Source organism: Psychrobacter immobilis (genome assembly GCF_003148585.1).
Lineage (GTDB): Bacteria > Pseudomonadota > Gammaproteobacteria > Pseudomonadales > Moraxellaceae > Psychrobacter > Psychrobacter immobilis.
The window spans coordinates 1-1,167 of sequence record NZ_QGGM01000035.1; the positions used below are offsets into that span (position 1 = coordinate 1).

Annotated in this window: 1 pseudogene; it reads left to right on the forward strand. The window is 43.0% G+C overall.

The window, feature by feature from the left end:
• Positions 1-48 precede the first annotated feature (48 nt).
• Positions 49-1,145, forward strand: a pseudogene (locus C8D84_RS13690) (RNA-guided endonuclease InsQ/TnpB family protein).
• Positions 1,146-1,167: the final 22 nt, after the last annotated feature.

Here is a 1,167-nt window from a genome sequence, read left to right on the forward strand (position 1 = left end):
GATTGAACATACCTTGATAACCAAATACATTGAGATCATAATTACCCCATGAAAACGCTCAAACTACGCATCAAAGACAAACATGCCACTCAGCTAAATATCTTAGCGGGGTCGGTTAACTTTGTCTGGAATTACGTCAATGAGCTAAGTTTTAAACACCTCAAGCGTACTGGTCAATTCTTTTCGGCTTATGATTTGGCTACTTACACCAAAGGTGCGGGTGAATATCTAAACCTACACAGCCAAACCTTACAAGCAGTGACCGAAACCCATGCCAAGGCTCGTAAACAGTTTAAAAAAGCCAAACTCAACTGGCGCACCAATAACCCTAAAGCCAAACGTAGTTCTCTTGGTTGGATTCCGTTTAAAAAGACCGCTATTAAGCATATTAGCACCCGCCAAAGTGGTAAAAAGTGTCTAAAAAGCACCCTACAATTCAGCTTAGCTAAAGGTAAAAAACTCACTATTGACCTATGGGACAGCTATAACTTAGCGCTCTACACCATCAATACTTGCGAATTGGTACAGGACAATCGCGGTAACTGGTACGTCTGTGTGACGGTTAAAGAATTTCCAAAAACAGCGTGTGGCACTGGTCAGGTCGGTATTGATTTAGGCTGCAAAGATTCAGCAGTCAATAGTGATGGCGACAAACTACAAACCAAAGTCACTCATCAATACGCTGAAAAACTGGCCATTGCTCAAAGAGCTAAGAATAAAAAGCGGGTCAAGGCCATTCACGCCAAGATTAAAAATACCCGTCAAGACCTCATTCATAAATTCACATCAAAGCTTGTCAAAGCCAACAGCCTAATTGTTGTTGGTAAAATAAAATCAACATCATTCACTAAGGGCAAACTTGCCAAATCCGTCTATGATGCAGGTTGGTTTGAAATTAAGCGGCAACTGGATTATAAATGCGCGAACGCAGGTTGCCACTATATCGAAGTGAATGAAGCGTACACCACCCAAACCTGCTCGTGTTGCGGCTCTCGCCAAGACAGTCCGAAAGGTAGATCAGCGCTTGGTATAAGAGTATGGTTTTGTCGTTCTTGTAAAACGACCCATAACAGAGACGTTAATGGAGCAAAAAACATTCTCGCGGTCGGGCTTGGCCGTCTTTAGTAGGAATCCCCCTCCTTTGAGGGCGGGGAGGAAGTCAAAGTT